General features: G+C 32.0%; 24 protein-coding genes. 11 read left to right on the top strand and 13 right to left on the bottom strand.

Features of this window, described 5'->3' with window-relative positions:
- Positions 1–68 precede the first annotated feature (68 nt).
- The 3 genes from OM075_RS16605 to feoB form a co-directional block, all read right to left on the bottom strand.
- Positions 69–500, bottom strand: coding sequence for a hypothetical protein (locus tag OM075_RS16605; protein WP_301191662.1), 432 nt, complete (start codon positions 498–500; stop codon positions 69–71).
- Positions 501–633: 133 nt separating this feature from the next.
- Positions 634–822 carry a FeoB-associated Cys-rich membrane protein gene (locus tag OM075_RS16600; RefSeq protein WP_301191661.1) on the bottom strand — a complete coding sequence of 63 codons (189 nt, stop codon included), beginning with the start codon at positions 820–822 and terminating at the stop codon, positions 634–636.
- A 2-nt stretch (positions 823–824) separates the two neighbouring features.
- Positions 825–3,323 carry a ferrous iron transport protein B gene (gene feoB / locus OM075_RS16595; RefSeq protein WP_301191660.1) on the bottom strand — a complete coding sequence of 833 codons (2,499 nt, stop codon included), beginning with the start codon at positions 3,321–3,323 and terminating at the stop codon, positions 825–827.
- 183 nt (positions 3,324–3,506) lie between these two features.
- On the opposite strand from feoB, the gene OM075_RS16590 reads away from it, so the two are divergent.
- A complete protein-coding gene (locus OM075_RS16590; RefSeq protein ID WP_301191659.1) occupies positions 3,507–4,271 on the top strand; it encodes a hypothetical protein in 765 nt (254 codons plus the stop codon).
- Positions 4,272–4,318: 47 nt separating this feature from the next.
- Here OM075_RS16590 and OM075_RS16585 read toward each other — a convergent pair whose 3' ends face one another.
- Complete coding sequence (locus OM075_RS16585) at positions 4,319–4,690, bottom strand: DUF3276 family protein (RefSeq protein WP_301191658.1); 372 nt, start codon at positions 4,688–4,690, stop codon at positions 4,319–4,321.
- Positions 4,691–5,044: 354 nt separating this feature from the next.
- Between OM075_RS16585 and nusB the strand changes: the two genes are divergently transcribed.
- The 7 genes from nusB to OM075_RS16550 all read left to right on the top strand — a co-directional run bounded on the left by nusB (position 5,045) and on the right by OM075_RS16550 (position 9,896).
- Positions 5,045–5,980 carry a transcription antitermination factor NusB gene (gene nusB, locus OM075_RS16580; protein ID WP_301191657.1) on the top strand — a complete coding sequence of 312 codons (936 nt, stop codon included), beginning with the start codon at positions 5,045–5,047 and terminating at the stop codon, positions 5,978–5,980.
- A complete protein-coding gene (locus OM075_RS16575) occupies positions 5,981–6,397 on the top strand; it encodes a DUF1573 domain-containing protein (protein WP_301191656.1) in 417 nt (138 codons plus the stop codon).
- A gap of 16 nt (positions 6,398–6,413) precedes the next feature.
- The gene (yajC, locus tag OM075_RS16570) at positions 6,414–6,728 is read left to right on the top strand and encodes a preprotein translocase subunit YajC (RefSeq protein ID WP_301191655.1); all 315 of its coding nucleotides are present in this window, start codon (positions 6,414–6,416) and stop codon (positions 6,726–6,728) included.
- A gap of 86 nt (positions 6,729–6,814) precedes the next feature.
- A complete protein-coding gene (locus tag OM075_RS16565) occupies positions 6,815–7,840 on the top strand; it encodes a CdaR family protein (RefSeq protein WP_301191654.1) in 1,026 nt (341 codons plus the stop codon).
- Entirely contained in the window at positions 7,837–8,424 is a 588-nt protein-coding gene (gene coaE / locus OM075_RS16560) for a dephospho-CoA kinase (RefSeq protein WP_301191653.1), read from the top strand. Before OM075_RS16565 ends, coaE begins: the two co-directional genes overlap by 4 nt.
- 119 nt (positions 8,425–8,543) lie before the next feature.
- Positions 8,544–9,275 (top strand): TerB family tellurite resistance protein, encoded by a 732-nt coding sequence (locus OM075_RS16555; protein ID WP_301191652.1) that lies wholly within the window; start codon positions 8,544–8,546, stop codon positions 9,273–9,275.
- Between the two features lie 189 nt (positions 9,276–9,464).
- On the top strand, positions 9,465–9,896 hold the full coding sequence (locus OM075_RS16550) for a DUF5606 family protein (protein ID WP_301191651.1): 432 nt from the start codon (positions 9,465–9,467) through the stop codon (positions 9,894–9,896).
- Between the two features lie 77 nt (positions 9,897–9,973).
- On the opposite strand, the gene OM075_RS16545 is transcribed toward OM075_RS16550, so the two are convergent.
- Together OM075_RS16545 and OM075_RS16540 are read right to left on the bottom strand one after the other, a co-directional pair.
- Entirely contained in the window at positions 9,974–11,137 is a 1,164-nt protein-coding gene (locus tag OM075_RS16545) for a phytase (protein WP_301191650.1), read from the bottom strand.
- A gap of 73 nt (positions 11,138–11,210) precedes the next feature.
- Positions 11,211–13,976, bottom strand: a complete 2,766-nt coding sequence (locus OM075_RS16540) for a TonB-dependent receptor (protein ID WP_301191649.1) — start codon at positions 13,974–13,976, stop codon at positions 11,211–11,213.
- Positions 13,977–14,360: 384 nt separating this feature from the next.
- On the opposite strand from OM075_RS16540, the gene OM075_RS16535 reads away from it, so the two are divergent.
- Positions 14,361–14,996: a response regulator transcription factor gene (locus OM075_RS16535; RefSeq protein ID WP_301191648.1), complete on the top strand. Its 636-nt coding sequence runs from the start codon at positions 14,361–14,363 to the stop codon at positions 14,994–14,996.
- Between the two features lie 24 nt (positions 14,997–15,020).
- Positions 15,021–17,282, top strand: coding sequence for a tetratricopeptide repeat-containing sensor histidine kinase (locus OM075_RS16530; protein ID WP_301191647.1), 2,262 nt, complete (start codon positions 15,021–15,023; stop codon positions 17,280–17,282).
- 11 nt (positions 17,283–17,293) lie between these two features.
- On the opposite strand, the gene OM075_RS16525 is transcribed toward OM075_RS16530, so the two are convergent.
- Positions 17,294–18,532: an MFS transporter gene (locus OM075_RS16525; RefSeq protein WP_301191646.1), complete on the bottom strand. Its 1,239-nt coding sequence runs from the start codon at positions 18,530–18,532 to the stop codon at positions 17,294–17,296.
- A 471-nt stretch (positions 18,533–19,003) separates the two neighbouring features.
- Between OM075_RS16525 and OM075_RS16520 the strand changes: the two genes are divergently transcribed.
- A complete protein-coding gene (locus OM075_RS16520) occupies positions 19,004–19,720 on the top strand; it encodes a YebC/PmpR family DNA-binding transcriptional regulator (protein WP_301191645.1) in 717 nt (238 codons plus the stop codon).
- A 58-nt stretch (positions 19,721–19,778) separates the two neighbouring features.
- Here OM075_RS16520 and OM075_RS16515 read toward each other — a convergent pair whose 3' ends face one another.
- The 6 genes from OM075_RS16515 to OM075_RS16490 form a co-directional block, all read right to left on the bottom strand.
- On the bottom strand, positions 19,779–19,976 hold the full coding sequence (locus OM075_RS16515) for a hypothetical protein (protein ID WP_301191644.1): 198 nt from the start codon (positions 19,974–19,976) through the stop codon (positions 19,779–19,781).
- Between the two features lie 81 nt (positions 19,977–20,057).
- Positions 20,058–20,408 (bottom strand): hypothetical protein, encoded by a 351-nt coding sequence (locus OM075_RS16510; protein ID WP_301191643.1) that lies wholly within the window; start codon positions 20,406–20,408, stop codon positions 20,058–20,060.
- A gap of 101 nt (positions 20,409–20,509) precedes the next feature.
- On the bottom strand, positions 20,510–21,091 hold the full coding sequence (locus tag OM075_RS16505; RefSeq protein ID WP_301191642.1) for an RNA polymerase sigma factor: 582 nt from the start codon (positions 21,089–21,091) through the stop codon (positions 20,510–20,512).
- Positions 21,092–21,459: 368 nt separating this feature from the next.
- Entirely contained in the window at positions 21,460–22,014 is a 555-nt protein-coding gene (locus OM075_RS16500; RefSeq protein WP_301191641.1) for a DUF1016 domain-containing protein, read from the bottom strand.
- Positions 22,015–22,071: 57 nt separating this feature from the next.
- A complete protein-coding gene (locus tag OM075_RS16495) occupies positions 22,072–22,446 on the bottom strand; it encodes a DUF1016 N-terminal domain-containing protein (RefSeq protein WP_301191694.1) in 375 nt (124 codons plus the stop codon).
- Between the two features lie 519 nt (positions 22,447–22,965).
- Positions 22,966–24,030, bottom strand: a complete 1,065-nt coding sequence (locus tag OM075_RS16490; protein WP_301191640.1) for a PDDEXK nuclease domain-containing protein — start codon at positions 24,028–24,030, stop codon at positions 22,966–22,968.
- Between the last annotated feature and the right edge of the window lie 385 nt (positions 24,031–24,415).

Genomic DNA, 24,415 nt, shown 5'->3' with positions numbered 1-24,415 from the left:
TATTTTATAGGCAATCTGAATTCAATACATGATTCTGCAAGAAATCTGATTGGTAGAAAAATAAAATACTAGCAGTCTAATTTTAAAGCTTGTTGTTGAGTTACAATATCTCTTCCTGTAAAGCTGAATTTAGGAGATTCAGGAGGTGAATCAAATAATAAATTCAAGGTTAGAGGATTTGTATCAAGAAGAACTAATACCTCGGTAAATGGCTCAAATAATAAAGATAACTCCAAAGGTTTTGGAGATTTGAGCTGTTTAGAATAGGTAAATGAAGTATTGAGTTTAAATGACTTATGAAAGGTTTTGTGTTTTTGACAACACTTACTATCATTCAATTTATGATCGTGATGATCTAAATCCGGACTACAACAATGATCTTCATGCGGGATAAGATCGTCATACAATATGGCATTTTCAGCACACAACTCTTCTGTTTCATCTATATAGAAAGAATATAAGGTCTGATGTCCATGATTGCAAAAATGATAAAAGAGCACAATTCCACTCGTACTTATTAAGAATAAGCACAACAAAAACAGAGTGAGAATTTTTTTATAGGTCTCTTTAATTATCATTATACAAATAAAAACAATATCAATTAAATAGTGTGTTAATTTTTTGTTAAAGGTTTTAGCCCAGTTTTAATGATTTATGATCAATCTGTTTTAACAAACTTCTTTTTGCGCTGCAACCACCACAACCTGATGAACAAACGCTCCCTTTATTGTTTGACGTATTATAAATTAGTTTCCCTAAGGAAAACAATGCATATACAAAAGCACCAACTACACTTAACCACATTAAAATCTCTTGTATCATAGCTAAAATATTAAATTACCAACCTGATAAACTAAAAACGACATGAACCATGCCAAACCTGTTGTATAGACAATAGTAAATAGGGCCCATTTCCAGGATCCTGATTCTCTACTAATTGTTGCAACAACACCAATACATGGGAAATAAATTAAAATAAATACCAAAAAGCTAATGGCAATAATAGGAGTGAACTCATATTCTCCTTTCTCATTTATAGCTGTTTTGATATTATCTTTTAAACTGGTCTGTTCATCATCAAGATTTTCATTTTCGCGATGATAAATAACAGCCATTGTGCTTACAACTACTTCTTTAGCAGCTACTCCACTTAAAAGACTAACACCCATTTTCCAATCAAATCCCAATGGTTTTATGGTAGGTTCAATAAACTTACCAATTTTACCAATGTATGATTCTCTCTGAAGTTCGGCACGTTTTAAGTTGTTTAGTACTAATATTTCCTGGTTATAATTATTAGTTAAAAGCTCAATGGTACTATCTGGTTTATCAGACGTATTTAAAGTTTCCTGAAGAGTGGCTATTTCCTCAATTTTATGATCATACTTGTTTGAAATTTCCTCGTTTTTAGGGAAGTTCTGTAAAAACCATATAATTATGGAAGCAATCATAATAATGCCACCCACCTTTTTCAAATACTGACCGCCCTTATTCCACATATGACGTAATGTAGATTGAAGCGTTGGCATTCTGTATGGAGGTAACTCCATTACAAAAGGAATATCTTTCTCCTTGAAAATGAATTTCTTAAATAGTTTGGCTACTACTATTGCCAGTAAAATTCCTAAACCATAGATTCCGAATAAAACTGTTCCTGAATGCTCAGGAAAGAAAGCTCCAATAAATAAGATATATACAGGTAATCGTGCACTACACGACATAAAAGGATTGATCAACATTGTAATCAACCTGTTATTTTTATCTTCAATGGTACGTGTTGCCATTATTGCCGGAACATTACATCCAAACCCCATGATGAGTGGAATAAACGATTTACCATGCAAGCCCATTTTGTGCATTAACTTATCCATGATGAATGCTGCACGAGCCATATATCCGGTATCTTCCATGAATGAAATAAAGAAGAACAGAATTAATATGTTAGGCAAAAATACAATAACACCTCCCATACCACTTATAATTCCATCTATTAAAAGATCCTTAAACGGACCTTCGTTCATGGTGGCACTTAACCAATTCATAAGCAGATCAACCCCTGATTCAATCCAACCCATAGGATATTCTCCGAGGGTAAAAGTTGACTGAAACATCAGCCACATGAAAAAGAAAAAGATGGGGAAACCAAATAGTTTATGCGTTAAAAACGTATCTAAAATTTCAGATTTACGAACTCTTACTCTTGGTGATTCTTTATAAGTTTCTTTTAAAGCTCCCGCAATAAAACCATATTTTGCATCGGTAATTAATGTTTCTGTATCTTCATTAATTTCAGATTCAATTCTTTTTATAGTTTTATCTGTTACCATCTTTAAGGATGGATTATCATGATCAAGGTAAGCATGTCTGCACTCCTTATCTTTTTCAAGTAATTTTAGCGCAACAAATCTTGGTGATATATTTTTAGGTACACAATTACATTGCTGAATCTCCTCAACAATTTTTGAAATACCTTTTTCTAATGTTTGACCATAATTAATATGAGTGCGTCTTTGGTTGGGTTGATTGTCTTCATATACATCAATAATGGTATCAAACAGTTTCCCAATACCTTGTCTTTTCGAACTCACTGTGGGAACAAAATGCATTCCCAGCATGCTACCCAATTTTTTATAATTGAATGTATCTCCTTTTTTTTGCAGCTCGTCATACATGTTTAATGCAGCTACAACTCTAAGGTCCATATCAATTAACTGGGTAGTTAAAAATAAATTTCTTTCAATGTTAGATGAGTCAATAACATTTAAAACAATGTCAGGAGATTCCTCTAATATATGTTTTCTAACAAATAACTCTTCTGGAGAATAGGCTGATAATGAGTATGCACCGGGTAAATCAACGATATTGAATTTATATCCTTTTCTTGAAAAGTTTCCAGACTTTGAGTCAATAGTCACACCACTATAGTTACCAACATGTTCTTGTCTGCCACATAGGTAATTAAACATAGTTGTTTTACCACAGTTTGGGTTACCAATCAGTGCAACATTAATGGTTTTTCTTTTCTTAAAGGCGGATTCGCGTAAAATTTCATCAGTGATGGTTCCTTCGAACTTAACCGGTGCTAAATGTTTTGCTTCCTCTTTGCTAATCACTTCAATCATGGCAGCCTCACTTCTTCTAAGTGAAACTTTATAATCCATGATCTCATATTCTATGGGATCTTTAAGCGGCGCATTTTTAATCACTTTTACTTTTTTCCCTTTAACAAAGCCCATCTCTATAATGCGTTTTCTAAACGCACCAAAGCCCTTCACTTTTACAATGACAGCCTCTTCGCTTGTTTTTAATTCAGATAAATTCATCCTATAAAGGGTAAAAATTTAAGTGTGTAATATAAAATAGTTAGCAAAAATAAGGGTATACCTCCACTTTGCCAATACCTACATGTTGGGATTTTTATTAAAAATAGTTATGAATATAAGAGGACTGTAAAGATAGAATCTTTTTTTTATGTTAGAAAGAATGCAAATTATTACTTTTGCTGTATGAATGAACAGGAGCCAGATTTAAATAAAGTATATCAAAAGATACAGGAACTGCTTTCAAAAAAAGGACAAGCAATTACTGTACTTGAGGAGCAGGTTGATGTGGAAATGCAAAGAGAATACTTTAATTTCTCAAAGGAGCTGAGTAAGAATCTTGATAAGAATTTAGTTTTAAAGGAAAAGGATTTGCTTTTTGAAGAAACGACTTCTTATGAAAAGAAAAAAGAATTGCTTTCTTCATTAGCTAAGATTGATAATCCAGAAGCTTTTAGAGCTATTGAAACATTTAAGGATATTGAGGATGAAGATTTAAAACAATGGACAACACTAGCAATGCAGGAATCAAAAATGGTACTTGAAACTTCATTGTTAGGAGAAACTCCCATATTTATATCCACCGGTTTAGGCGGAAGAGGTAATAAATTACGCTACTTTGTTGTTTTGGTTAATAATGAAGATCAGGATTTTTTAGAATGGCAACAATCATTAGTACAAAAGGAGTTAGATTATGCCATTAAAGAAGTAGATGGAGAAACCGAGAGTGTAGATTTTGATGTGGATAAAGTATTGGTAAAGGCGCTTTTACCCATTGATAAAAGTGTAAAAGATGTATTTACCAAGGCCATTAATGAGTGTAATGAATTAGGTAATTTTTTAATGAAATCATTTATTGTAACCAATATAAAAATTTTAGATTCAACAGAAATTGATAAATTGGTTCAGGAATACAGATCAAAGGATAAAGAACCAGAATCTGAAGCATAAAAAAAGCCACTAATAATAGTGGCATTTTTTATATTTAGTGTAAAAAGTTATTCAGCTAAATCTTCAAATTCAACGTTAGTGTATTCATTAGCACCAATTGCCTCCACTAGTTCTTCCTCTGCATCATATTCATCAACAGCAGGTTGGTTTTGTCGAATGTAATCTACTACGTCTTGTAATCCATCAGCAAATTTCTCAAAGTCTTCTTTGTAAAGAAAAATCTTGTGTTTTTCAAAATGGAATCTTCCATCATTTTCAAACTTCTTTTTGCTTTCAGTAATAGTTAGGTAATAGTCATTTTTGCGAGTCGCTTTTACATCAAAAAAGTAGGTTCTTTTTCCGGCTCTAACAGCTTTAGAAAAGATTTCTTCTCTGTCGTTCTTATCAAAGCCATCTCTTTTCTCATATCCTTCCATCATCAAATTGTTTGTTATTTTGATAAAAATTTACTGATTTTGTTTGCAATTCAAAAATGGGAATTATTTTTGAATTATTCTACTGTTTTATCAAAAAAAACTATTGTAAATACATATGCCGCATATATATTGCATGTTTTTAAGAGTGAAGACCTTGTAAATAAAGGGTTCTTAATTGAAAAAACTTTATTACAGTTGAAAATGTATTCAACCAAAGAAAAACTTATGTTATGATATGATTTGGTGTTTGCAAAAAATAATGATGTGAATAAAATGTAAAAATTCATTTTTTTGTGGTTCGAAAATAAAAAAGACCTATTTTTGCCGCAGTGATTAATATAAAAAGTTCTTTGAAGAATGTTAAACAGAAGACTACTTAGAGTTAAAGTGATGCAAGTATTGTATGCACACTACCAAAATAGTGATACATCTATTCAAAACTCTGAAAAGGAAATGTTCCATAGTATCTCGAAATCACTTGATTTATATTATTTATATATCTTGTTGCTTCTTGAATTAAGGGATTACGCCATAGGAAGAATTGAGTTCGCCAAAAATAAAAAGACGGCCTCAAGTGAAGAGAAAAATCCTAATACCAAGTTTGTTACAAACAAAATTTTTAGTAAACTGGCGGATAGTAAAGATGTACAAAAGTACATTGATCAAAATGGAAATAACTGGTCTAATTATCCTGAGATAATAAAAAGTTTATACAACGATATCACTAGTTCCCAACAGTACCAAGATCATTTAGCAAAGAAAGAATCTTCATTTGATGCTGATAAAAAATTTGTAATCAAATTGTTAGAAAAGGTTATCGCTTATCATGAACCTTTATATCCTACATTTGAAGATCAAAGTATTTATTGGAACGATGAAATTGAATTTGTGCTTAGCATGGTTGTAAAAACTGTTAAGAGCATGGAAGAGACTGAACCTGCCGAATTAATGGGAGAGTTTAAGGATGAAGAAGATCGTGATTTTGTAAAAGACCTGTTCAGAAAAGCTGTTCTTAATAAGGAAGAGTATAGAGAACTTATTGATAAATACGCTAAAAACTGGGAGTTAGACCGTGTAGCATTTATGGATGTAGTTTTAATGCAGATTGCCTTAGCGGAGTTAACTCAGTTTCCAAATATTCCTATTAAGGTTACCATGAACGAATACATCGAAATAGCAAAGCATTATTCTACAGAAAAGAGTGGTGTATTTATTAATGGTGTATTAGATAAAGCTATTGTTGATTTAACCAACGATAAAAAAATCAAAAAATCAGGTAAAGGTCTGGCATAAATGATGAATAGATTTTATCAAATTCTTTTTTATTTGTTGGTGGTACTATTAGTTGGATGTAATCAAACCAATAGTGATAAAACGTCAGTAAGTAAAAATTATGCAATTACAACAGCCGAATTTGATAAGTTAATTCATAACTTTGGAAACATTACGCAGGGAGAGACTGTTGGATGTTACTATAAAGTAACCAATACGGGTAAAACACCTCTGGTTATTTATAATGTAAAGCCGGGATGCGGTTGTACAACAGCCAAATATACCAAAGATCCCATTTTGCCAGGCAAAGTTGGTGAAATTGAAATCAGGTTTGATTCCCGAGGTTTTTCAGGTAATCAGTACAAAGTAATCCGGGTGGATGCCAATATTGAAAAAAAATCGAAAGAATTGGCTATAACAGCCAATGTTATTAATTAGATAAATTAGTATAAAAATGAACTTACAAGCATTATTTTTACAACAACAAGCCGCAGGTGGCCAATATCAGTTTTTTATCATGATGGGACTACTAATTGTAGTTTTTTATTTCTTCATGATTCGTCCTCAACAAAAACGTCAAAAACAATTACGTCAATATCGTGAGGCATTAAAAAAAGGTGATAAAGTAATCACAACTGGTGGTATCTACGGAAAAGTATCTGAAGTAAAAGAAACTTATATTAATGTTGAGATCTCAAATGGCGTTGTAATTAAAATTGATAAGTCTGCTATCATTATGGATATGTCAGATGCGCAGCCAAAACGCTAAAAGAATATTTTTTTTTATAAAGCCAATAACTATATTTGATGGTTATTGGCTTTTCTTATTTTATGACAGTTTATAAGAATTAATGTATGGCAATTAATACTTTAAAAAATATAATAAATGACTATTCATCTAAAATTAAGGAGTTGTTTCTTAGTTTAAAGAATAATAGGGATTTATTAGTTTTCCTGGTTTTTTTATTGCTGTCAACAGGTTTGTGGTTTCTAAATGCTTTACGTAAAGACTTTGTTACAACCATTGAATATCCTGTAAAATATAGTGAGTTTCCTGAAGACTTTATTTTGTTGGGAGAACCCCAAACTCAAGTTCAAATCAAAATTCGTTCGTTGGGATATAATCTTTTGCCTTATCATTTTGGTAAGGTTATCGCCCCTGAAGATTTACATGTTTCTGCATTTAAAAGAATGCGTAAAGGCAATGCAGAAGGAGCCTATGTTTTAACCAGAGATTTAAAGAATGTATTTACCAAGAATCTAACTAATGGCATTGACTTGCTTGAGATTTACCCGGACACATTATTTGTATTATTCGAAAAGAAAGAACGAAAAACAGTACCTGTAAAGTTTCAATCTCAATTAAAGTTTAAACCACAGTATTATCAGTCCGGACAAATTAAAATAAAACCAGATAGTGTAGAGATATCAGGTCCGTCAACAATTATTGATACGGTGCAATATGTTTATACTGAAAATAAAGTGTTTGAAGAATTAAGTGATTCATTAATCCGAAATATTTCGTTAGTAGCTGAAGATAAATTAAAGGTTACTCCAGGTAGGGTTGTGCTAACCATACCCGTTGAGGCCTATACCGAAAAAGTTCTTACTATTCCGTTGAAAACGATTAATGTACCAGATAGTTTACGATTAAAATGTTTTCCTTCTGAAATTAAAGTTTCTTTTACAGTTGCAGTAAGTAAATTTAATGATGTGACCAGTGCTGATTTTAATGCTTTGGTTGACTTTAATACAAATACTTCAAGCACACTACCTGACAGGCTGAAAGTGAAAATAACAGATATGCCTCAGGGAGTTAAAAATGTAGATTACTCACCTCTTTTTGTGGATTGTTTATTTGAAAAATCGCAAAGCAAATGATGAATGTTGGAATAACCGGTGGGATAGGAAGTGGTAAAAGTACGGTTTGCAAAATATTTGAAACGCTTGATATACCTGTTTACTATTCCGATTGGCATGCCCGAATATTAAGTGATACACATCCTGATATTGTTTCAGGAGTTACAAAGCTATTGGGTGGTTCCATTTACCAGTCAGGTAAAATGGATCGAAAAAGGGTAGGCGAAATTGTTTTTAATGATAAAGAAAAGCTAAATGCTTTAAATCATATTATTCATCCTGTTGTTGCTGCGCACTTTGAGGAGTGGAAGATGATGCATAATGACTATCCTTATATATTAAAGGAGGCTGCAATTTTATTTGAGAGTGGAGCGTATAAGCAGGTTGATCAGATAATTACTGTTTCAGCTCCGGTTGATTTGCGTATTGACAGGGTGGTTAAGCGAGATGGTATTAGTAGGGAGGATGTTTTATCAAGGATCAATAATCAGATGAAAGATGAGGATAAAATCAAGCAGTCCGATTACGTTATTTACTGTAATGATGTTGACCTGGTTATTCCTCAGGTACTTGAAATACATCATGCGCTGATTGACAGGGATTAAAATATAAGTTAAAATAGTAAGACGAACCTATAAATTTTCTTGTCTAAATTCTTTTTGTATAGGATAATAAAATTTATTTGTGCGTTTCAAGTGGCAATTAAAATCAAATTAGAATTAAAATGAAAAACTTTAAAATTTCAGGTTCTTCACTTTTGGGAGCAGGTTTAGGATGGTGGTTTCTAGGTCCTGTTGGTGCGGTATTAGGATTTGTGGTTGGAACCCTGGCTGATAACTTGTCGCCAGAGGATGTTGCTGGTCAAAAGGGAAATCCAAGAGATGGTTTTGTGGCTTCATTAATGGTTTTAATAGCTGCTGTAATGAAAGCAGATGGTAAAGTTGTTAAAGCTGAGTTGGATTATGTAAAGGTTTATCTGGTTCGTTCGCTTGGTGAGCAAAAATCAGCTCAGGCCTTACTGATGTTGAGAGATATACTTAAAAGAAATATACCGGTTAATGAAGTTTGCTATCAAATAAAAACACATGTAGATTATAATTCAAGAGTTGAATTAACACATATGTTATTTGGTGTAGCTAATGCTGATGGACAAATTCCGCAAAGTGAAATCAATATAATCCGTCAGATTGCTTATGGTATGGGGGTTTCAACACCTGATTTTGAATCACTTTTAAATATGTATGCTAAAAATACAGAATCAGCATATAAAATATTGGAAATTGATTCTAATGCCTCAGACGAAGAAGTGAAAAAAGCTTATCGAAAAATGGCGATTAAATTTCATCCGGATAAAGTAGCGCATTTGGGAGAGGAGTTTCAGGCGTCAGCAAAAGAAAAATTTCAGAAAGTAAACCAGGCTTTTGAAGCGATTAAAAAGGAAAGAGGAATCAAATAAATACCCATTTATCCCAAAAGTATCAATAATAGAAATGTGCTTAACGGATAAGAAATTTGAATATCTTTAAAAATTATTTTAAAACATATTTTAAGTTTCTACTAATCTGTTATTTTTGCACTTTAAAATTTAAAACAATCAGACAGTTGCTTTGGCAACAAAATTGAAAACTGGGAAAAAAGAATTGTAATGAGCGAAATGTTAAAAGGTATATTGGCTGTTTCTGGTCAGGGTGGATTATTTAAGATTGTATCTCAGGCTAAGAATAGCATTATTGTAGAGTCATTAGTTGATGGTAAAAGAATGCCAGCTTATGCTACTTCAAGAATTAGTGCATTGGAAGATATTTCAATCTTTACTGAAGATGGCGATGTAAAACTATATGATGTTTTTAAAAATATTTCAGAAAAAGAAGATGGCGGTCAAGCTATCAGTCACAAAGCTTCAGCAAACGAGTTGAAAAAATATTTTGCTGAAATTCTTCCAGATTATGATCAGGATAGAGTTTATGTTTCTGACATGAAAAAAGTAATACAGTGGTATAACTTGTTACAAGAAAAGGAAGTATTAAACTTTAGCGAAGAAGAAGCTGCTGAAGAAGAAGTGAAAACTGAAGAATAATAAAAGTTTTAGCTATTATACAAAAAAAGTGAGGCTGTTTAGTCTCACTTTTTTTATTGTCGTTTTTCTACCAGGAGTTATTTTGGTATCTCCAAAACCTTTTGAGCAGAAATAATTTTAAAATTCTGGTTTTTATTTTCTCCATTATCTTTATTAAAACCATCCTGTACCACAAGAATCCCTTTAGGAAATTCTGGCCCCATAGGTGTATTACAGATTTCTAAACCATCCGTTTCTTCAATGCCGTCATAAACTCCATCTTTTACAATAAAACTTGTGATATATGAATAGGGTGGATTTATATCAAAAATGGCATAGGAAAAGTTGCCTTGAATAGAAGCAATCAGGTAACCTTTGTCCTTTGAAATTCTATATGTAGTTAGCCCTTCAATATCGTAACTGATATTTGGGTTTGAAGTTGAAGATTCTGTAATACGAAAGCCTGTTTTATCTCCAGCTTCAAGTGCACTATATGCAAATATTGCATTTTCTTCAACACCAATAAAAAGTGTATTGGTAACAGCATCAACTACCATACCTTCTGGTTGACTAGGCATTTGAAGTGTTCTTACCAAACTTGCTTTAATCGTATCGTTTTCAGGACTAAGTAACCATTGTTCAACCAATCCGTTTTTACCATTAGCAAACAGATAATGCTTTCCATTTTCTTGATTAAAATAAGTGCAAAAACCATAAACATCATCAACTGTAGATGTAATTTTGCAGATGGCTTTTTCTTTTAAAACAAGGTTCTGCTGGTCTATTTCATAAACATCAATGGTTTGAGTTGTTCTATTGGTACAGGCTACATAATCAATAGATCTGTTACCCATTTTTAAGCCGTATCCGCACTCAGCATTATTGATTTTACCTACATGTATAAATTGTAATTCTTTACCGTAGATATCATATACATGTAATCCTGCTTTTTTGTTTGTACCAAATATTAAACTCTTTTCGGTATCTTTCTTATTAATCCAAATTGCAGGATCATCAGCTGCATCTTCATCAATTTCAGAAAGAACCGGAGGTGTTTCATAATCTGCTGTAATTGCGTTTTTAAATTTAGCACGAAGCGCCTGAGCTTCAGCCATCTTTAAAGAGTCTTCTCTGGCTTCTTTATTTCGCTCTACAACTTTCGAATCAACAGTGTTTTGAGAATTTGTATTTGAAGTCTTGTTTCCACAAGATGATAATAGCGTAACAATTCCCAGAAGTGTAATTGAAAATATATGTTTCATAAATATATTTAGTATATGTAAAGGGATTCTGTAATCGAGAATCCCAATATTAAATGAGTTAAACTTATGTTTTTTAAAAGTTTACTTTAATTCCAACTTTAGCTGTTGTTCCATAATATTCCATTTGCATAGTACGATTGCTTTCACCCTGGAAATATCTTAATGGTTGATTTAAAATATTGTTGCAATCAAAATATACAATATAGTTTTTCTTTAAAGCATAAGTCAGGTTTAAATCAAGGTAAGTTACTTCATCGTAATATCTGTCCAAAGCTGCTTCGTCACCAAATTCATCAATAAAATCACTTGCGTAATTAAAAGATAAACGACCGGTAAATTTCTTTGTTTCATAAGATAAAGAAGCGTTTAATGTATGTTTTGGAGAACCAGGCATATCTAAAGTTTCATCTTCTCTGTCTTCAATATTAAAGTCTGTAATTTCTGATTTAGTATAAGTATAGTTAGCATAGATGCCAAATCCACTTAAAAATCCTGGTAAAAAGTCAAGTTGACGTTGTGCAGAAAATTCTAATCCTAAAAGCGTTGCATCACCACCATTAATCGGGTGTTTAAAATCTTTATATTCAAAGCCATTGTAAACATAGTCATCATGAGTTTCATCAACAATAAAGTCTTTGATGTCCTTATAAAAGAATCCTCCGGAAATGATACCAATCGTTTTAAAATAATGCTCAAACATTACATCAATGTTGTTGGATGTTGTGGCCTTTAGATCTGGATTACCAATAGAAATTTCTTCCTGATCTTCAATTTGTTGATAAGGTATTAAGTCAAAATATCCTGGGCGGGCTATTGTTGAAGTATAAGCAAATCTGGCAATGCTGTTTTTGCCTAATTCATATTTTAAGTGAAAGTTGGGTAATACGTTTGTGTAATCTGTTTTAACGGTTCCAGTTGGAATTAAAGACTCAGGACCATCCACAGAATCATCAAATTCATATCCTTCACCTTCCGTTTTGGTGTTTTCAACTCGAATACCCAAAACAGCAGATATTTTTTTACCTAGATTCTGATTGAACATTAAATACCCGGCAGTTACCGTTTCTGAAGCATCAAAGTTTCCTGCAAATTCTGAGTAATCAGCTTCTTTTTCAAATAAGGAGGTGTTGTTCAGATCAAGTTCTCCAACATATTCTTTAGTAACAAATGTACCTACATTATATTTATCTCCAGGCATAAAGTTGTCTCTTGACATTTCTTTTGTGTTAGCAAATGCCTGGTTCATGAATGATCCTTCATCAATAGGAGTATATTCATAAAAGTCATTTTCTCTGCTTTTGCTTTTGGATTTGTATTTACCACCAATTTTTAAAGCGTTTTTGAAAGCTCCTTGTGCCAATGGAATTTCCAGATTTAATTTGGCTACAACATCGATATCTTCTGTATATTGGTTTTCTTCAGTTAGTTCATCCAATTCCCAATTACTATTTAAATCATGGTTGCTTTGATCTTGTACATACATTAATGGTTTCTTAGAATCGGAGAAGTCATCAACAAGATATTGACCATCTTCATCCAATTTAAGATTAAGGTATCTTTCTTCAGGTCTGTCTTCAGAAGCTTTAGAATAAGAAAAGCCCCAATCAGCTTTTACTTTACCAAAAATATGATCACCGCTTAAAGAGAATTGCATCATTTGCTGATCTTCTAAACGAGCATTTTTATCATTACCTCCCGATTTAACTTCACGTTCTATTTTGTCGGCAGAATATACATTACCATTTTCCAGTTCATCTACTTCAGCCACAAATCTATATCTGTTTTCCCAGTCTTTTCTGCGGTTGTACATACCTTTTAAGTAAATGGTATGGTTGTCGTTTAATTTAAAATCGAACGAACCTGAGTAGCTCTGACGAAGACGTTGCAAATAGTACTGACGAATCTGAAGTTCTTTTAAATAAATATTATCGTTATCATCTAAGTCCCATTCTCCTTCAACATTATCAGAACCAAGTTTATTATTGTTGATAGAAAACCCTAATACCATACCAATGTTGTCATTTGCAAATCTGTTGCTGTATGAAAGGTTTGCTGTGTAATTTGGTTTTTCAGAAATCTGATTGTAACCAGCACCAAATGAACCTGATATTCTTCTTCCTGCAGGATCAGATAGTGTTACAAGGTTGACTGAAGCACCTATAGCATCTGCGTCCATATCCGGAGTAACCGCTTTATTTACTTCGATAGACTGAACCTGATCAGAAGGAATCAGGTCTAATTGTATGGATCTCATTTCAGCTTCAGCAGAAGGAATCCTTTCGCCATTGATGGTTACAGAGTTGTACTGAGGAGCTGTTCCTCTGATGTTACCAAAGCGGGCTTCTCCCTGATCGTATTGCACATTAATACCCGGAATACGTTTTAAAGCATCACCAATATTTGCATCAGGAAATTTACCTACCTGATCAGCTGCGATTATATTAGTAATATTCGAACTTGTTTTTTGTTGGTTTAATGCTTTTGACTGGCCTTGCAACGAACTAGATACAACTACTTCTTGCAGACCAACAATACCGGCTTTTAATTCAAAATTTACTACAGATGTCTGACTCTCTGTAATGCTGATTTTATTTTCTACAGGAATGAATCCGATATAAGAAACTTTCAGATTATAATCACCAGAAGGCATTCCTGTAATGGTATAATTACCATTTACATCAGATACGGCATAAAATTTTTCGTCGTCTGAATAAATATAGGCTCCAGGTACTGAAAGTTTGTTTTCATCAACAATCTTCCCCTTTAAAGCACCACTTTGCGCTTGTATTGAAGTCAATACAATTAAGAATAAGGCTATTAAGCTAAATTGTTTTTTCATGTTTTAGGTAAATTATTTTTATTTGTTTTTTTCATTTAAATTCTGATGCAATGTTATACCGGAATGCGGTCATTTTCAATAGTGTATGTTAGCAGGAGGGTATAGTAACTTTTACTATGACACAATTGCATACATGTTTAAGCGCTTTGTTTTAAGGGGATACAGGAGTGTTGTTGTCAAATTGACACAGGGAGTTTCAGATGATTGATAATGATAACTTAATCCAGGTGTTTTTTATTAATGATATCTTAATAATTTAAAAAGGGATAGGATATTTAAACACGATATTTTTGCTTACAATGTGAGAAGTCTTGCTTTATAAAATCACGCGGTCATAAAGAGGATTTTTACATTCGTAATTTAGTTAATAGTAATTTTTAGTTTATGAAGTCGGTAATAGTAGCTGATGATCATGCTGTAGTTCGTACAGGTTTACAAATCATTTTTCAGGGCGAAAGTGATTTTAGTATTAATGCAGAAGCAGCTAATGGCGCGGATTTATTGAATCAATTAAGCACCCAGCAATTTGATGTGGCTATTGTTGATGTAAATATGCCCGGCATAAGCTCAATTGATTTAGTGGCAGAATTGCGACGATTATATAGTGAAATGCAAATCGTTATTTTTTCAATGAATACGAGTGATGATTTGGCCATGAGGATGTTTAAAAACGGAGCTTTAGCCTATATAAATAAAGAAGAGAATCCTGAGGAATTACTAAAGGCTGTTAGATTTGCATCACAAAACAAGCGTTATCTTACCAAGAGTCAGGAGTGTTTTTTCGCAAATCAGTTTATATCAGGAAATCAAGAAACTATTCCTATTGAATCATTAACTGATCGCGAATATCAAATTTTGTGCTTAATGGCTTCAGGAAAGTCAAAGTCAGAGATTTCGGATAAGTTACTGATTAGTAAAAACACATTAAGTAATCACAGAACCAATATTCTCAAAAAATTGAATTTAAGCAATAATGTAGAGCTTACAAAGTTTGCTATCCACCATAACCTGGTTCATTAATTCATTTCTAAATCAGGGTTAGGCATGCTTCGTTTCTCTCAAAAATTAAATTCGATTCTTGTTTTTATATTTACATTATGCTCCATTGGTACTTATGCTAAAGGAACTTCAGATCGCTCTCGTGTTTTTCTCCATAAAATAGAACAAAGCATATATAGTAATACCGACAGTACCTTACATTATTTTGAACTCTATTCAAAACTAAATCCTGTATTTAAAGAAGACTCATTATATGCAGCATACCTTAATTATAAAGGGATTTACTATTCAATAGTGGGAGATAATTATAAGGCATTAAATTGCTATAAACAAGCTAAATATATTTTTGAGTTGAGGGGCGTTGATGATGCAGCTTTAAATTTGGAACTAAATATAGGAGAACTCTTGTATAATTGGGGACAGTATGATTATGCATTGAAAAAGTTTAAGCAGGTATTACTTCATTCTCAGGTAAAAGAGCGTCATTCCCTGAAGATAAAAGCGCTGAATTATATAGGAAAATACTATCATTCTATGGGAGATTTTGATACATCATTTCATTACTATGAAGAAAGTTTTCAGCTGGCACAAAAGTATAAGGATACCCTGGCAATAATCTCTGTTCAGAATAAAATAGGTAAACATTATGAAACTATAGGGAAGTATGCTGAGGCAATGGAATACTATCTGATGTCAGAAAAACTTGTGTACAGAACCGGTAATTGTATTGAAATGGGGACAACCTATAATAGTTTGGGGAACATGTACCAGGAAATTAGTGAGTATGAACGAGCATTGTATTTTCATAACAAGGCTTTGGAATGCAGAAAAAAGATACATTACCGTGAGGGAGAAGCTAAATCTTTAAATAATATAGGAGAGGTGCTTATTGCATTGAATAAACTACAAGATGCTTATGATAATTTCTCCAATTCATTAATTATTTGTTCTGATTTAGGATATAAAAAAGGCATCGTTAAATGCCTGCATAATGAGGGAATTGTATTGCTTAGGCAGGGAAAAAATAACTACGCTATTAGTAAATTGAAGGAAGCTTTAAAACTGGCTACAGAAATTGGTTACGATAAAGGAATTATAAGTGCCTACTATAGATTAGCTGAAGGTTATCAGATAACACATCAACTGCCAAAGGCTCTTCAAGCTGCCAGTAAAGGATTAGAGCTTGCTGTAAATGAAAATATTTTAACAAAGGAACGCGATTTTAATCTGATTATTTCAAGGATATTATCGGAACAGGGCGATTATAAAATGGCATTGGACTACTATAAACAATATACAATAGTAGGTGATGAAATCATAAATATTAAGTCTGCCAACAAAATAGCAGAGTTAAAAACTCAGTTTAATGAATCACTTAAAATCAGAGAAAATGAGGTTTTAAAGAGAGAGAATGAAATTAAAGCCCTGATGATTAATCGTAAAAATCAATTTATCATTTTTGTTACTGTAGTTTTAATTTTACTTATCGCTTTAATTATTATTGTATATGGCAGGTTCTTACATAATAAAAGAGCAAATGTTGTTTTGCAAAATCTACATCATTCAGTTGTAAATAAAAATATGGAGTTGGATACTTTAAATAAACAGCTTAATATTACCAAAGATCAGCAATTAAAGTTGTTTAGTATCATTTCTCACGAACTGCGTAATCCATTATATTGGTTTCGAAGTCTCACTCATATGTTGTCGGCTAAAATTGATTCTTTGGATAAACAAATGATATCAAAATCCCTGAACTCCATCAATGAATCAGCAACCAATACTTTTCATTTAATGGATAATCTGTTAAACTGGTCCAAATCGCAATTGGGAAATATTCAGTATGTACCTGAAAATATTAACATTACTTCATTGATAGATGAGAACGTAAAATTAATTGCACACTATGCCGAAATTAAAGGCATAACACTACATGTAAAAGCAGATAAGGAGCTTGTTGTTAAGGCTGATAAAGCAATGGTTAAAACTGTTATTCGTAATTTGTTGTCGAATGCAATTAAGTTTACACCACAAAATGGGAAGGTTGATATTGAAGTAATTAAAAAAGGAGAGAAAGTTAAAGTTGAAGTATCGGATAGTGGAGTAGGAATGGGGCATGATGAAGTTCATAGAATCTTAAATTCGAAGTCTTCAGAATGCTTACCAAGCACCGATAAAGAAACAGGTAATGGATTGGGATTAATTCTTACAAAAGAATTTATTGAAAAAAATGGAGGAGAACTCTTTATTTTAAGTTCTCCTGGTAAAGGTTCTATATTCGGATTTGAATTAAATTTAGCTCATTAATCCAAATTATTTTATTGCTCTTTTCTTCTGCCTGCACCCGGAATTTTTAAATACATTACAAATGTAATTGCTATAGTAATCAATAATACAGCCAAAAATACTATGCGTGCATTAAAAACACTTTCAACTAAAGAGAATAATCCTGCCGAAATTAAAATGGATACAAATACCATTTGATTATTGTAAGCAAGTACAGGTCCTAGTTCACGGCCTTTAACTCTGTCTTGAATAAATGAGTTCAAAGGAATTTTAAAAAGGCCGGCAAAAAATGCAAAAATCACGATTAAAATAGTAAACAATGTTGTACCAGGATTAAGCGTAAAAATAAGCAACATCGATAAAGTCATTCCAATTCCTCCAATAGGTATAAGTTTAGTTTTTACCTGATGGTTCGATACAACTCCGGCAACATAACATCCAATACCAATACCAATAGCAACAAGAGCCATAATTGTACCAGTTGCAGTATTTGAAAGGTGAAGAAATTTGTCGCAATAAATATAAAGGTTCAACTGAATTAACGACCCAATTAACCAGAAAATAGATAAGCCAAGTACGGTATAATTCAAACCGGCAATGCGTTTACTCCATTTAAACCATTTTATTGGGTATAAAAGTGGATTTAAGGTATCATCAGAATCATCTTCAGGTTCTGTTTCTTTAGGATCTATATTCATACTTGTTAGCCAGCCAATAATAGCTAAACCCATCAGTGCAACAGCAATAATAATGCTTTCTGTTTTAGGATTTGAAAAGTACTCATGTGTATCTGAAATAATACCACCAAGAAAGGTACCCATCAAAACTGCCACAAAAGTGATCATTTCCATGGCTCCGGTACCAAAAGAAATCAGTTCTTTACCACCAATATCTCTAATAATACCGTATTTACTTGGAGAATAGATACAACTTTGCAAACCCATTAAAAACATACCAATTAACACCACATAAACATTATAAATGAAGAAACCAGTAATGGCAACAATCATTATCAGTATCTCAGAAAATTTAGCCCACTGAATAATTAAAGCTTTAGGATGTTCCTTGGCTAATTTCCCTGATAGGGGAGAAAGAAATATATATGGAATTACCAGTAGCGCAGCAGCAGCAGATACTAATGTTGCTTTGTGTTCCTGACCAATCCATGCTACACCTACAAAACCAATTAATGTTTTTAGCAGGTTGTCGTTTAAAACACCAGCAAAGTTGGTGCTAAACAAAGGAAACCACTTTAATCTGTCTTTTTTCATGTGTCTTAAATTTGTTTTCTTTTACCACATGGAACTCCCAATGAATAATGGTCCTTTTGTGAGAAATATTTTTCCAGGTTTGTTCCATAGCCTTCATATTTGATGATTATGAGTAAAATAGCTTGGTGAACATACAATTATTATTTCGAATTTTAAAACACTGATTCTAAAACGTTAGTTTTTCAATAAAATTGTATCATCATATTTTATGTTAAAAACTAATTGGTAATAAAGATTAATAAGGTGTTTTGATTGATTTACAATTACATCTGAAAATGTTAAAAAAAGAAGAATATTATTATTTTTGTCGCCTCAAAAGGGTTAAGACTTAAATCAAATCAATAAGTCTTGATCTAAAACTGAATAATAATAGTATATAAGTCATTAATACCTTGATATTTTTTTGATTTTTTTGCAAAGGAATTATAGTTTTGTGAGTTCAAAAAAAGTAAGTAAGATAAAATTAAATAAATGGGACGCGCATTTGAATATAGAAAGGCCACTAAGCTTAAGAGATGGGCTGGTATGGCAAAAACATTTACCAAGTTAGGTCGACAAATTACAATGGCTGCTAAAGAAGGGGGACCAGAGCCGGATGCTAACCCTCGTCTTCGAATGTTAATTCAAAATGCCAAGGCTGCCAATATGCCTAAAGATAACGTTGAAAGGGCAATTAAAAAGGCAACTGAAAAAAATAATGAAGACTGGAAAGAAGTTGTTTACGAAGGGTATGGACCTTTTGGTATTGCGGTATTGGTAGAAACAACAACTAACAATAATACCAGAACTGTAGGTGCGGTTCGTAGTTATTTCAATAAAGCAGGTGGTTCTTTAGGAACAACTGGTAGTGTTGAATATATGTTTGAGCATAAATGTCATTTTAAAGTAGCTAATAAAGAAGGTTTAGACCTTGAAGAATTAGAGTTGGAAATGATTGATGCTGGTGCTAATGAAATCTTTGAAGAAGATGGTAGCATTATTATTTATGGTGAATTTGAAAGCTACGGTTCAATTCAGTCTTTTCTTGAAGAAAATGACTTTGAGATTATCAGCTCAGAATTTGAAAGAATGCCTACAACTTCAAAAGAACTAAACGAAGAAGAAGTAAAAGTATTTGAAAAAATGCTTGCTAAATTTGATGAAGATGATGACGTAACCAACGTTTATCATACTGCAACAGGATTATAAGAGATAAGATATATAATCACAAAAAAACCGTTTCTGAATAGAAACGGTTTTTTTTATATCATTTAATCATTTGTCCACTAGGCATCATGTCATCCGGAGGGGGAGTTCCTGTCTCTTTTTTATATTGTAATCTCTTACAATCATTCATTTTACTTCCTTTACAATACATGCTTATAAACCCTTTGCAAGCCAGGTCTTTGGTTTGGCAGTATTTTTTAAAAAAACCGCACGCTGAAAGATTAACACATTCACTCATAAGTATAGATTTTGAATTTAAGTCTAAATTAAATCTTTAAAACCAAAATATAAAATGTTTATGAGGCTGTTCATCAAACAATTATCCTTTTTTATCATATTTTTTAATAAGTATTTTAAGTAATACCTGGTCAACCCAAAATACAAATAGTACAATTATAATGGCCAGTAGTATAAAAAATGAATTTTTATCTTTTATAAATTCTATAAGTTTTACAGGCGAATAGAAATAAAAAGCACCTGTAATACATAATGAGATTCCGATTATCACCATGATTTTAGCTCCCCATTCCTTAAACAGCATGTTTTTATATGATCTAAACTCAAATTTACGACCGAGTTTTTCTGTAAAATCAAATGGAATTTTTGTCATATCAAAATCCTCTATTGATTCGGAAATCAGTTTGTCAATTTCATTGTTTTTAATACTCATACATTAAATGTTTGCATCGGTTTATTTTTTCTCTCAATTGCCATATGGAACTCAAATATAAATTTGATCATCCTCCTGAGTGTAAATTTGTATCATCAAATTTACATGTTCGTTTCGTTGTATAAGAGGTTTGTGACCTCATATCCCAAATCATTTTCAATGATTTCTTTGAACGTTTTGCGAGCTCTGTTTAAGTAACTTTTAATAGTACCCAAAGGCATCGATGTTATTTCCTCAATTTCAGGATAACTGAACTCTTCAAGGTAAAAAAGCGTTAATACCGTTCTGTAATTGGGAGGTAGCTTATTGATGGTTTCTCTAACAATGGTTTTTAACTCAGATTCATTCGTGTTTTTATTTATAGTGAAAGTGAGATTTTCAAACACCTCTAATTCATCGGTATAATTGATTTTATGTCGGGTTCTTTTTCTATTAAAATCAATGGCAGTTTTCCATGTTATGGATGCAATCCAGGTTGAAAGTTTAGATTCTTTTCGGTATTGTTTAATGTTTTTATAAACCTTTATAAAAACTTCCTGAGCAATATCTTCCACATCACTTTGGTTATCAAAAGATAGTTTAAAGGCAATATTGAATACCAGCCTTTGGTATTTATTTACTAAATACTTATAAGCATTGGCATTGCCTTTTTTTATTTGATTAACCAGTTCAATATCGTTCATGTAAGTATATGTCGCTCTACATTACTTAAAGGTTACAATTAAATGAGAAAAAATTGCTTTTCTTATTATTTTTGAAAATTACAGATAATCTATTTATACACCTGTATGTAAAACTGATTTTATCTACTGGTTAAAACCTTTTTGTGTGCGGGGCAATATATTATTGATGTGTATAAAGAAAAAAGTAATGTGTTAATACCATTATCATAAATACTTATTAGCAGATATGTAAACTCTGTTGCTTTCTTTTTTTTGCTTCTAATTCAATTCTGTATTTTCTATGATGTAAAGAAGGAGCGAAGATCTCGTACGTACTGTGGTGAGAGGTCCTTAGCCTATCGGCGATCTACAATTGTAACCTGTTTTTATTATTCTTTTTTATTGTCAGAATATAATGTTGAAGCAAGCTCCTTTTCAATTTCTGCTATTGTTGGTAAATCACTTTTTATTTCATCCGGAATAGCTTTGCTTAATTGATATTCTGCAACTCCAACTGGTTGTGAAATTCCACGAAGTGCGTATTCTGCCTCAATCTTGTTTTTCTCTTGACATAGAACAATTCCAATTGTTGGATTATCAGCATCAGTTTTTAACTTGTCATCAACTGCAGATAAATAAAAACTAAGCTTTCCTGCATATTCTGGTTTAAAACTCTTAGCTTTTAATTGTACAACTACATAACATCGTAGTTTAGTATGATAAAATAGAAGGTCTATATAAAAATCTTTGTCCCCAACTTCTAACTTATATTGACGACCTATAAATGCAAATCCAGTTCCTAATTCAAGTAAAAACTGTGTTATATGTTTTGTCAATAGGTCTTCGATACTACGTTCATCAGCATTCCTTTTTAAAGTCAGGAAGTCAAATAAATATGGGTCTTTTAAAGATTGATTTGCTAAATCAGATTCTGGACTTGGCAATGTATTTTTAAAATTTGTAATCGCTTTGCCTTGCCTAGAGAATAAATCAGTTCCAATTTACATATCTAATATGCTCCTTGACCAGTTATTCTCTATTGTTTCTGAAAGATAAAACAGAGCTTCATCAATTGAATTAGACTTACTATAAATCAAGATATTATGTCCCCAAGGAATTTGTGCAACAAGTTGTTGCACTTTTTCAAAATCTGATTGATAAAATGAATAGAATCCTTTCATGTAAAATAGATTCCTTCTTGAAAAACCTTTCAAATCAGGAAATTCTGCAATTAAATCTTTCTCAAGGCTATCGACAACAGAATTTCCCCATCCCTCATTCTCTTGTTTTTCATACAGTTCTTTTCCTATCTCCCAGTAAAGTAATATAACCTCTTTATTTGCAGATAAAACAGCTTTTATTTGAGTTCTCTTTATTTTACTTTAATCCTCCAAGCCACTTTGTATATTCGGAATCGTATCTTTTTCTCACTGTCATAATTCAATCTTTCCTCAAATATATTCATTTATGATATGAATATATTTACAAGCTGTGAATTTTTAAATAGGTTACAGCGGTGATTGTATGAGTAGTTGTAGATTACGTGGCAGTTCTCTGTCAAACAGCTACAAAGTTTGAGAGGACTACAAACCTTGATGTTTTCCACTTTGCCCGTCATTACTTATGCCATCAAAAGAAGACTAAAATTTACAATTAAATACCAAGTGCAATAAATTAATATAATGGTTTATTATTAACAGAAATACCTCAAAAATGACAATGATAAAACCATACAAAAAGCATTAAAAATGCCACTTAAAACACTCTAAGTAAAAAACACATTATTAACAACTTACTGATTAGTTGTTGGAATATTGTTTAGTTCAACAAACCCTCCAATCTGTAGGGTATGCAAGTAATTTTAAATTAGAAGGGCTAAGTGTTGTAATCAGTTCTTATTCTTTAGAATCTCCACTTCCCTTAATTTCCAACGTTATTGCAAGTTCTTTTTCTATTTCTTCAATTGTCGGTAATTCTCCTTTCAAATCTGCTGGAACTGATTTTATTATTTCATATTCAGCAACTCCAATTGGTTGAGTTGTTCCTCTTAACGCATATTCTGCAATCACTTCGGATTTATCTTTACACAATAAAAGTCCAATTGTTGGATTTTCATTTTCTGTTTTTATCAAATCATCAACAGCAGATAAATACAGATTCATTTTGCCTGCATATTCAGCTCGAAATTTTACTGATTTCAACTCTACAACAACATAACATTTCAACTTAATATGATAAAACAATAAGTCAATGTAGAAATCCTCTCCATCAATTTTTAAAGGAACTTGCCTACCTACAAATGAAAATCCACCTCCAAGTTCTAATAAAAATGCAGTAATATGTTTCACTAACTGCTCTTCGATGTCTTTTTCTAAAGCTTTTTCTGTTAATGTTAAAAAATCAAATTTATAAGGGTCTTTGAGCGTTTCACGAGCTAATTCAGAATGTGGCTCAGGTAAAGTTTCCTTAAAATTGGTAATTGCCTTTCCTGCCCTTGAATAAAAATCTAAATCTATTTGATGAGCTAATACTGTTCTGGACCAGTTATTTTCAACTGTTTTATTGATATAGAAAATTGCTTCTTCTATGGAGTTAGATTTTGAAACAATCAATATATTTTGTCCCCACGGAATTTGTCCAACAAGTTGTTGGACTTTTTCTATATCAAGACCCGAATTAACATAAAATTCATACCATTTACGCATTGAAAACAGATTAGACCTTGAGAATCCTTGCTGATTTGGGAAGTGTTTTTTCAAATCTAATGACACTTTTTCAACAACAGAAGCACCCCATTTTTTTCGACTTATTGTTTCTGAAATTGATTTTCCTATTTTCCAGTACAAGTCTAATAATACGTGGTTTACAGAAATTGAAGCTTTAATCTGAGCATTTTGAATCTCAGATTTTAATTCCTCAATCCATTGTTTATATTCTGAAGTATGTTGAATCAAATCCATGTCCTAACCTTTTGCACAAAGATATACTTTTTAGTCGATTAGGTGATTTCGATCTTTCGTGCTCTAATTTGTTACAACAAGTGAAATTTGTTCGTAAGTGATTGACGCAGCATATACCACGGCAAATTAGTATTCGCTGATCATAGATTCCATTACTGAAGAATAGATTGAAAATTACTTATGCCATCAAAATAAGACTAAAATTTACAATTAAATACCAAGTGCGATAAATTAATAAAATGGTTCATTATTAGCTGAAATATCACAAAAATGACAATGATAAAACCATTTAAAAAGCTTTAAAAATGCCATTTAAAACACTATAAGTAAAAATCACATTATTAACACTTTACAGATTAGTTGCTGGAATATTGTTTAGTTCAAC

The sequence above is a fragment of the Plebeiibacterium sediminum genome, assembly GCF_026013605.1.
Taxonomy (GTDB): domain Bacteria; phylum Bacteroidota; class Bacteroidia; order Bacteroidales; family Marinilabiliaceae; genus Saccharicrinis; species Saccharicrinis sediminus.
Note: the sequence above shows the minus strand (reverse complement) of the source record. Positions and strands in the feature narration are given on the sequence as shown.

Coding starts and splice junctions, on each gene's coding strand:
- OM075_RS16490 (WP_301191640.1), bottom strand. CDS start 24,030: ATGGATTTGATTCAACATACTTCAGAATATAAACAATGGATTGAGGAA.
- OM075_RS16535 (WP_301191648.1), top strand. CDS start 14,361: ATGAAGTCGGTAATAGTAGCTGATGATCATGCTGTAGTTCGTACAGGT.
- OM075_RS16555 (WP_301191652.1), top strand. CDS start 8,544: ATGAAAAACTTTAAAATTTCAGGTTCTTCACTTTTGGGAGCAGGTTTA.
- OM075_RS16515 (WP_301191644.1), bottom strand. CDS start 19,976: ATGAGTGAATGTGTTAATCTTTCAGCGTGCGGTTTTTTTAAAAAATAC.
- OM075_RS16575 (WP_301191656.1), top strand. CDS start 5,981: ATGATGAATAGATTTTATCAAATTCTTTTTTATTTGTTGGTGGTACTA.
- OM075_RS16545 (WP_301191650.1), bottom strand. CDS start 11,137: ATGAAACATATATTTTCAATTACACTTCTGGGAATTGTTACGCTATTA.
- OM075_RS16585 (WP_301191658.1), bottom strand. CDS start 4,690: ATGATGGAAGGATATGAGAAAAGAGATGGCTTTGATAAGAACGACAGA.
- coaE (WP_301191653.1), top strand. CDS start 7,837: ATGATGAATGTTGGAATAACCGGTGGGATAGGAAGTGGTAAAAGTACG.
- OM075_RS16600 (WP_301191661.1), bottom strand. CDS start 822: ATGATACAAGAGATTTTAATGTGGTTAAGTGTAGTTGGTGCTTTTGTA.
- OM075_RS16590 (WP_301191659.1), top strand. CDS start 3,507: ATGAATGAACAGGAGCCAGATTTAAATAAAGTATATCAAAAGATACAG.
- feoB (WP_301191660.1), bottom strand. CDS start 3,323: ATGAATTTATCTGAATTAAAAACAAGCGAAGAGGCTGTCATTGTAAAA.
- OM075_RS16565 (WP_301191654.1), top strand. CDS start 6,815: ATGGCAATTAATACTTTAAAAAATATAATAAATGACTATTCATCTAAA.
- OM075_RS16540 (WP_301191649.1), bottom strand. CDS start 13,976: ATGAAAAAACAATTTAGCTTAATAGCCTTATTCTTAATTGTATTGACT.
- OM075_RS16520 (WP_301191645.1), top strand. CDS start 19,004: ATGGGACGCGCATTTGAATATAGAAAGGCCACTAAGCTTAAGAGATGG.
- OM075_RS16525 (WP_301191646.1), bottom strand. CDS start 18,532: ATGAAAAAAGACAGATTAAAGTGGTTTCCTTTGTTTAGCACCAACTTT.
- yajC (WP_301191655.1), top strand. CDS start 6,414: ATGAACTTACAAGCATTATTTTTACAACAACAAGCCGCAGGTGGCCAA.
- OM075_RS16505 (WP_301191642.1), bottom strand. CDS start 21,091: ATGAACGATATTGAACTGGTTAATCAAATAAAAAAAGGCAATGCCAAT.
- OM075_RS16510 (WP_301191643.1), bottom strand. CDS start 20,408: ATGAGTATTAAAAACAATGAAATTGACAAACTGATTTCCGAATCAATA.
- OM075_RS16550 (WP_301191651.1), top strand. CDS start 9,465: ATGAGCGAAATGTTAAAAGGTATATTGGCTGTTTCTGGTCAGGGTGGA.
- nusB (WP_301191657.1), top strand. CDS start 5,045: ATGTTAAACAGAAGACTACTTAGAGTTAAAGTGATGCAAGTATTGTAT.
- OM075_RS16530 (WP_301191647.1), top strand. CDS start 15,021: ATGCTTCGTTTCTCTCAAAAATTAAATTCGATTCTTGTTTTTATATTT.